This window comes from Cetobacterium sp., from assembly GCF_048470075.1.
GTDB lineage: Bacteria > Fusobacteriota > Fusobacteriia > Fusobacteriales > Fusobacteriaceae > Cetobacterium_A.
Window position 1 is genome coordinate 1 of record NZ_DBGBQB010000276.1, and the last position, 6,952, is coordinate 6,952.

Annotated in this window: 9 protein-coding genes; all 9 read left to right on the top strand. The window is 34.4% G+C overall.

Going from position 1 to position 6,952, the window contains the following annotated elements:
* The first annotated feature begins 90 nt into the window (after positions 1-90).
* Genes ACMOUI_RS09820 through ACMOUI_RS09860 form a run of 9 tightly spaced genes read left to right on the top strand, consistent with a single transcriptional unit; the run spans position 91 to position 6,920 of the window.
* Positions 91-465, top strand: coding sequence for an ATP synthase subunit I (locus ACMOUI_RS09820; protein WP_418965522.1), 375 nt, complete (start codon positions 91-93; stop codon positions 463-465).
* Between the two features lie 23 nt (positions 466-488).
* Entirely contained in the window at positions 489-1,301 is an 813-nt protein-coding gene (gene atpB, locus ACMOUI_RS09825; protein ID WP_418965523.1) for a F0F1 ATP synthase subunit A, read from the top strand.
* Positions 1,302-1,346: 45 nt separating this feature from the next.
* On the top strand, positions 1,347-1,616 hold the full coding sequence (atpE, locus tag ACMOUI_RS09830; RefSeq protein WP_040407557.1) for an ATP synthase F0 subunit C: 270 nt from the start codon (positions 1,347-1,349) through the stop codon (positions 1,614-1,616).
* A gap of 46 nt (positions 1,617-1,662) precedes the next feature.
* On the top strand, positions 1,663-2,169 hold the full coding sequence (gene atpF, locus ACMOUI_RS09835; RefSeq protein WP_418965524.1) for a F0F1 ATP synthase subunit B: 507 nt from the start codon (positions 1,663-1,665) through the stop codon (positions 2,167-2,169).
* Positions 2,166-2,687, top strand: a complete 522-nt coding sequence (atpH, locus tag ACMOUI_RS09840; RefSeq protein ID WP_418965525.1) for an ATP synthase F1 subunit delta — start codon at positions 2,166-2,168, stop codon at positions 2,685-2,687. The genes atpF and atpH overlap by 4 nt, the downstream gene beginning before the upstream one ends.
* A gap of 32 nt (positions 2,688-2,719) precedes the next feature.
* Positions 2,720-4,222, top strand: coding sequence for a F0F1 ATP synthase subunit alpha (atpA, locus tag ACMOUI_RS09845; RefSeq protein WP_418965526.1), 1,503 nt, complete (start codon positions 2,720-2,722; stop codon positions 4,220-4,222).
* 13 nt (positions 4,223-4,235) lie between these two features.
* Positions 4,236-5,087: an ATP synthase F1 subunit gamma gene (gene atpG, locus ACMOUI_RS09850; protein WP_418965527.1), complete on the top strand. Its 852-nt coding sequence runs from the start codon at positions 4,236-4,238 to the stop codon at positions 5,085-5,087.
* Between the two features lie 19 nt (positions 5,088-5,106).
* Positions 5,107-6,510 (top strand): F0F1 ATP synthase subunit beta, encoded by a 1,404-nt coding sequence (gene atpD / locus ACMOUI_RS09855; protein ID WP_418965528.1) that lies wholly within the window; start codon positions 5,107-5,109, stop codon positions 6,508-6,510.
* A gap of 2 nt (positions 6,511-6,512) precedes the next feature.
* The gene (locus ACMOUI_RS09860) at positions 6,513-6,920 is read left to right on the top strand and encodes a F0F1 ATP synthase subunit epsilon (RefSeq protein ID WP_418965529.1); all 408 of its coding nucleotides are present in this window, start codon (positions 6,513-6,515) and stop codon (positions 6,918-6,920) included.
* Positions 6,921-6,952 lie beyond the last annotated feature (32 nt).

The following is a 6,952-nucleotide window of genomic DNA, read 5'->3' on the forward strand; positions in this document are numbered from 1 at the left end:
CATTATTTATTTTTTTCGTTGTAGTAGGTGTATTTAGTGCATTTTATAACGCTTATAAATTAATAATGAAAAAATAGGATTGAGTGATATATGGATGAGTTAAAAAAAATAATAAAACGTGGGATTATAACCGCAATAATAGTTTTAATATACGGAGTATTATCAGGAAATGAGTATGTCTATATAGGAATGTTTTCAGGGGCAATTTTATCTGTGGTTGGGTTTTATATGATCTGTCTAGATGCAAAGGCAAGTTTGGCCTCGAACTCTCCATTTAAAGTTGGAGTAATAGGATATTTAAAAAGATATTTTTTATACGGTATATTTTTAGCACTGGCTACAAAATTTTATGGTTTTCCAATGTTAGTTAGTGGAGTTATAGGATTATTAAATATAAAAATTAATATTTTGGCTATAACTTTATTTAACAATATAAAAAAGTTTAAATCTAAGCATTTAAAATAAACTATTGAAAGGAGGCGAAACTTATGAGAATAGGACCAATAGAGTTTATTACCCCACCGTTGGTAGAAGGACCTGCAGTAATGTTTTACGTACCATTACCACATTTTTTACATCAAATTCCATTTTCTATGGAGTATGCTGATGGTAAATTTGGATTACCAGTTACAATAACTGTAATAAGTACATGGTTTGTAATATTAGTGTTAACACTTCTATTTAGAATGGGAACAAAAAAATTAGAGATGATTCCAGGAAGAGCACAAGTTGCAGCTGAATCAGTTTATGATTTTCTACATGGTATTATTCATCAAATGTTAGGAGGATGGACAGCAAAGTATTTCTCATACCTAGCTACACTATTTTTATTTATACTAGGATGTAACTTACTTATGTTTGCACCGATTCCTTGGGGAGGCTTCGAAGATGGAGTGTTTGCAATAGCACCTGCATTTAGAGCTCCAACAGCAGATCTTAATACAACAGTAGGATTAGCTTTATTAACTACAGCTACGTTCTTAGGAACAAGCATAAAATTAAATGGTATACTAGGATATTTTAAAGGGTTGTTAGAACCTATGCCATTTATGCTACCTATTAATATAGTTGGAGAGTTAGCAAAACCAACAAATATTTCTATACGTTTGTTTGGAAATATGTTTGCCGGAATGGTAATAATGGGGCTTATTTATAAAGCAGCACCTATGGTTATCCCAGCACCGTTACATCTTTATTTTGACATATTTAGTGGAGTAGTACAAAGTTTTGTATTCTTAATGCTAAGTATGGTATATATTCAAGGTTCATTAGGGGATGCAGAGTGTCCCGATGATAAATAAAAACTAACAAGATTAAATTTTAAAATAACTAGGAGGTAAATGATTATGGATTTAATGTTAGCAAAAACTATAGTATTAGCAGCATCAGCAGTAGGAGCAGGATGTGGAATGATCGCAGGTATAGGACCAGGAGTTGGACAAGGATACGCAGCTGGTAAAGCAGTTGAGGCAGTAGCTAGACAACCAGAAGCTAAAGGAGATATCATCTCTACAATGGTATTAGGACAAGCGGTATCAGAATCAACAGGTATCTATTCATTAGTAATTGCACTAATCTTATTATATGCTAACCCATTCGTAGGAATGTTAGGATAATTCTTTATAAAATACATCAAATACTTTTAGGAAGGAGGTAGAAGACTTGGCACCAACAAATATGCCTGCAGTATCGATAGATATTAACATGTTTTGGCAAATAATAAACTTCTTCATTTTAGTATTTATATTTAATAAATACTTTAAAGCTCCGTTAATGAGATTAATGGACACAAGAAAAGAGAAGATTGCAGCGGAGTTCTCAGAAGCTCAAAAGAATAATGAGGAAGCTGCACTAAAAAATAAAGAAGCTCAAAAAATATTAAAAGATGCTAAAGATGAAGCTACTAAAATAGTTCAATTAGCAGAGAAAAAAGCTGATGAAAGAAAAGAGATTATCATTTCTGAAGCAACAGTTCAAAGAGACAAAATGCTTAAATCAGCAGAGCTAGAAATTCAAAAGATGAAGCATGCGGCTAAGAAAGAGCTAGAGGTTGAAATGAACCAATTAGCTGTAACATTAGCTGAGAAAATAATAAAAGAGAATTTAAACTCTGATTTAGAAGCTGCCCTAGCTGACAAATTTATAGATGAGGTAGGGGGAGTAAAATGATAGGAAACCAGATTGGTAAGAGATATGCAGAAGCAATATATGAAGTTGCTGTGCAAAGAGATGAAGTTAAGTCAATCTATGATGTTTTAAACTCTGCAATGGAGCTTTATAAAACAGATGTTGATTTTAGAAACTTCATAACTCATCCTCTAATTAAAGAGAGTGAGAAGAAGGAAACTTTAAAGAAAATTTTCTCAGATTCTAATGATGGAGTAGAAATTCTTTTCTATATTTTAGAAAAAGGAAGAATTGCACAGATTAGAGAGATTGTAGCAGAGTATGTTAAATTAGATTATGCAAAAAATCAAATTTTAGATGTGGAAGCTACATTTGCTGTTGCGTTAAGTGATGAGCAAAAAGAGAAACTTTCTAAAAATCTTGAAAAGAAAACAGGTAAAAAGATAAAGCTAGTAGTTAATGTAGATAAATCTCTAATAGGTGGAGGAATTATCAAAATAGGTGATGAGGTAACAGACGGAAGTATCCGTAGACAATTAGAAACTCTAACACAGAAATAAAAACTACTTGTAAAATTAGGAGGTGTAATCAGTTGAAAATCAGACCAGAAGAAGTAAGTAATATAATCAAAACTGAGATCGAGAATTACAAAAAGAGTCTTGATGTCAAAACTTCAGGTTCTGTATTAGAAGTAGGAGACGGTATTGCTAGAATCTACGGATTAAGCAGCGCAAAAGCGGGAGAGCTTTTAGAGTTTCCTAACGGAATAACAGGAATGGTTCTAAACCTAGAAGAGGATAACGTTGGAGCGGTTATACTAGGGGACTATACAAAGATTAAAGAGGGAGACGAGGTTAAGGCTACAGGAAGAATTGCCTCAGTTCCAGCTGGAGAATCTTTATTAGGAAGAGTAGTTAACGCTTTAGGAGAGCCAATTGATGGAAAAGGTGAAATAAAGTTTGAGAAATACATGGAGATAGAAAGAAAAGCTTCTGGTATTATCTCAAGAAAACCAGTATCTGAGCCTTTACAAACAGGAATCAAATCAATAGATGGTATGGTACCTATTGGTAGAGGACAAAGAGAGCTTATTATCGGAGATAGACAAACTGGTAAAACAGCAGTTGCTATTGACGCAATATTAAATCAAAAAAATACAGGAGTAAAATGTATCTATGTTGCAATTGGTCAAAAAAGATCAACAGTTGCACAGATCGTTAAGAGATTAGAGGATGCAGGAGCTATGGAATACACTATAGTTGTTGCTGCAACAGCTTCTGAATCAGCTCCTTTACAATACTTAGCACCATATTCAGGAGTAGCAATGGGAGAATACTTCATGGATAAAGGTGAAGCAGTTTTAATAGTATACGATGACCTTTCAAAACATGCGGTAGCATATAGAGAGATGTCTCTATTACTTAAGAGACCACCTGGAAGAGAAGCTTACCCAGGAGACGTATTCTATCTTCACTCAAGATTACTTGAGAGAGCTGCAAAATTATCAGATGAGTTAGGTGGAGGATCAATAACTGCTCTACCAATAATTGAAACTCAAGCAGGAGACGTATCAGCATATATCCCAACAAACGTTATCTCGATAACAGATGGACAGATATTCCTTGATGCTCAACTATTTAACTCAGGATTCAGACCAGCTATAAATGCCGGAATATCTGTATCGAGAGTTGGAGGATCTGCACAAATCAAAGCTATGAAACAGGTTGCTGCTAAAGTTAAGTTAGAGTTAGCTCAGTATACTGAGTTATTAACATTCGCACAATTTGGATCAGACTTAGATAAAGCTACAAAAGCTCAATTAGAAAGAGGACATAGAATTATGGAAGTTTTAAAACAGCCACAATACAGTCCTTACCCAGTTGAAGAGCAAGTTGTATCATTCTATACTGTAATCAATGGATTCTTAGATGATATTGCTATTGCAGATGTAAGAAGATTCGAAAAAGAGTTAATTACTGAAATGAGAAATACAACAACTATTTTAGATGAAATCGTAGAGAAGAAGAGCTTAGATAAAGAGCTTGAAGCTAAAATAGTAGAAGCTATAGTAGCATTTAAAAAGAATTTTAATTAAGAGAGGTGGGAAAATGGCTGGAACTAGAGAGATAAAAAACAGAATAAAAAGTGTTCAGTCTACTCACCAAATTACAAAGGCCATGGAAATAGTTTCCACTACGAAATTTAAAAAGTTTTCAACAATAGTGGCTCAATCAAAACCATATTCAGAAAGTATTGCTAAAATATTACAAAATATTGCAGCAGGGGTAAAAAGTGAAAAACATCCCCTTTTTGATGGTAGAGAGAGTGTAAAAAAAGTTGGAGTTATTGTTATGTGTTCTGATAGAGGACTAGCAGGAAGTTTCAACAGTAATACACTTAAAGCGCTAGAGAGATTGATAGCTGAAAATAGTGGAAAAGAGGTCTCTGTAATTGCAGTTGGAAAGAAAGCGAAAGAATACTGTGCAAAAAGAAACTATGATGTAAAAGCTGAGTATATACAATTAATTCCTGAAACTATGTTTGATAAAGCAAAAGAGATCAGTGAAAACATTGTTGAATATTACTATAACCACATTTTTGATGAAGTTTATGTAATATACAATAAATTTGTATCAGCTTTAGTTAGTGACTTAACAGTAAGTAAATTAATTCCAATAGAAAGAGCTGAAGGAAGTGAGAACAAAGCTTATATATTTGAGCCTTCTCCAGAAGAGATATTATCATCTCTATTACCTAAGTATCTGAATATAGAGTTATATAAAGCTTTACTAGACAATACTGCAAGTGAGCATTCTGCAAGAAAAAATGCAATGAAAAGTGCAACGGATAACGCTGAAGATATGATAAAGGGATTAACTTTAGAGTATAACAGAAGAAGACAAGCATCAATAACTCAAGAGATATCAGAGATTGTTGGTGGAGCAGCAGCGTTAAATTAAGAATAATGAGGAGGCAATAGTGGAAAACAAAGGTACCCTTACCCAAATAATAGGTCCTGTTGTAGACGTTATGTTCAATGATAGATTGCCTGAAATTTACAACGCTTTAAAAGTAAAAGGTGAAGATGGAAAAGAGTTAGTTCTTGAGGTTCAACAACACCTAGGAAATAACGTTGTAAGAACAGTAGCAATGGACGCTACTGAGGGTCTACAAAGAGGAATGGAAGTAATAGATACAGGATCAGCTATAACAGTTCCAGTTGGAAAAGCTGTTTTAGGAAGAATTCTAAATGTTTTAGGAGAGCCAGTTGATGAAGCTGGACCAGTAACAACAGAGGAGCATTTACCTATACATAGAGAAGCTCCAAACTTTGATGAGCAAGGAACAGAAGTAGAGATATTCGAAACTGGAATTAAGGTAATAGACCTTCTTGCACCATATATCAAAGGTGGAAAAATAGGTCTATTTGGAGGAGCTGGAGTAGGAAAAACAGTTCTTATAATGGAGCTTATCAACAACATTGCAAAAGGACACGGAGGATTATCTGTATTCGCAGGTGTTGGAGAAAGAACAAGAGAAGGAAGAGACTTATATGATGAGATGAGAGAATCAGGAGTTATTGATAAAACATCTCTAGTATATGGACAGATGAATGAGCCGCCTGGAGCAAGACTAAGAGTTGCTCTTACTGGACTAACAGTAGCGGAAAACTTCAGAGATAAAGAGGGACAAGACGTTCTTCTATTCATAGATAACATATTCAGATTTACTCAAGCTGGAGCAGAAGTTTCTGCCCTATTAGGAAGAATACCTTCAGCAGTTGGATACCAGCCAACACTAGCTTCAGAGATGGGTAAATTACAAGAGAGAATTACATCAACTAAGTCAGGATCAATAACGTCAGTTCAAGCTGTTTATGTACCAGCGGATGACCTTACTGACCCAGCACCAGCGACAACATTCGCTCACTTAGATGCTACAACAGTTCTTTCAAGAAGAATTGCATCTCTAGGAATATATCCAGCAGTTGACCCTCTAGATTCAACTTCAAAAGCGCTAGATCCAGCTATAGTTGGAAATGAGCACTATACAGTTGCTAGACAGGTTCAAGAGATATTACAAAGATATAAAGAACTTCAAGATATCATTGCAATTCTAGGAATGGACGAGTTATCTGACGAAGATAAACAAACAGTTTCTAGAGCAAGAAAAATCGAGAGATTCTTCTCACAACCATTCTCAGTTGCTGAGCAATTTACAGGAATGGAAGGGAAATATGTTCCAGTAAAAGAGACAATAAGAGCTTTCAAAGAGATTATCGAAGGTAAGCACGATGCTCTTCCAGAACAAGCATTCCTTTATGTTGGAACAATTGAGGAGGCAATAGCTAAGGGAAGAGACCTTATGAAGGGAGCTGAGTAATTATGGCAAACTCTTTTAAGCTAGAGCTAGTAACTCCATTGGCAAAAATTTTATCTGAAGAGGTAAACTTTGTTATGCTAAGAACAACTGAAGGGGATATGGGTATTTTACCTAATCACTCACCTTTTGTTGCAGGATTAGCTACTGGAGAGATGAAAGTAAGAAATAATGGGCAAGAAAAGTTTTACTATGTTTCAGGTGGATTTGTAGAAATCTCTGATAATGTTGTAACAATTTTAGCAGATGAAGCTATGGATGTTAAAGATATAGATTTAGAAGCTGCTAGAAGAGAAGCTCAAATAGCTAAGGAAAAATTAGAAAAGATAGCTGAGGATATAGATATCGCTAATGTTCAAAAGACATTAACTCAAGCATTAACTAAGGTTAAATTAGCAGAAAAAATGTTATAGTTAAGATTTTTGAGAGAGTATCATTTTAAATG

Coding starts and splice junctions, on each gene's coding strand:
- ACMOUI_RS09820 (WP_418965522.1), top strand. CDS start 91: ATGGATGAGTTAAAAAAAATAATAAAACGTGGGATTATAACCGCAATA.
- atpB (WP_418965523.1), top strand. CDS start 489: ATGAGAATAGGACCAATAGAGTTTATTACCCCACCGTTGGTAGAAGGA.
- atpE (WP_040407557.1), top strand. CDS start 1,347: ATGGATTTAATGTTAGCAAAAACTATAGTATTAGCAGCATCAGCAGTA.
- atpH (WP_418965525.1), top strand. CDS start 2,166: ATGATAGGAAACCAGATTGGTAAGAGATATGCAGAAGCAATATATGAA.
- atpG (WP_418965527.1), top strand. CDS start 4,236: ATGGCTGGAACTAGAGAGATAAAAAACAGAATAAAAAGTGTTCAGTCT.
- ACMOUI_RS09860 (WP_418965529.1), top strand. CDS start 6,513: ATGGCAAACTCTTTTAAGCTAGAGCTAGTAACTCCATTGGCAAAAATT.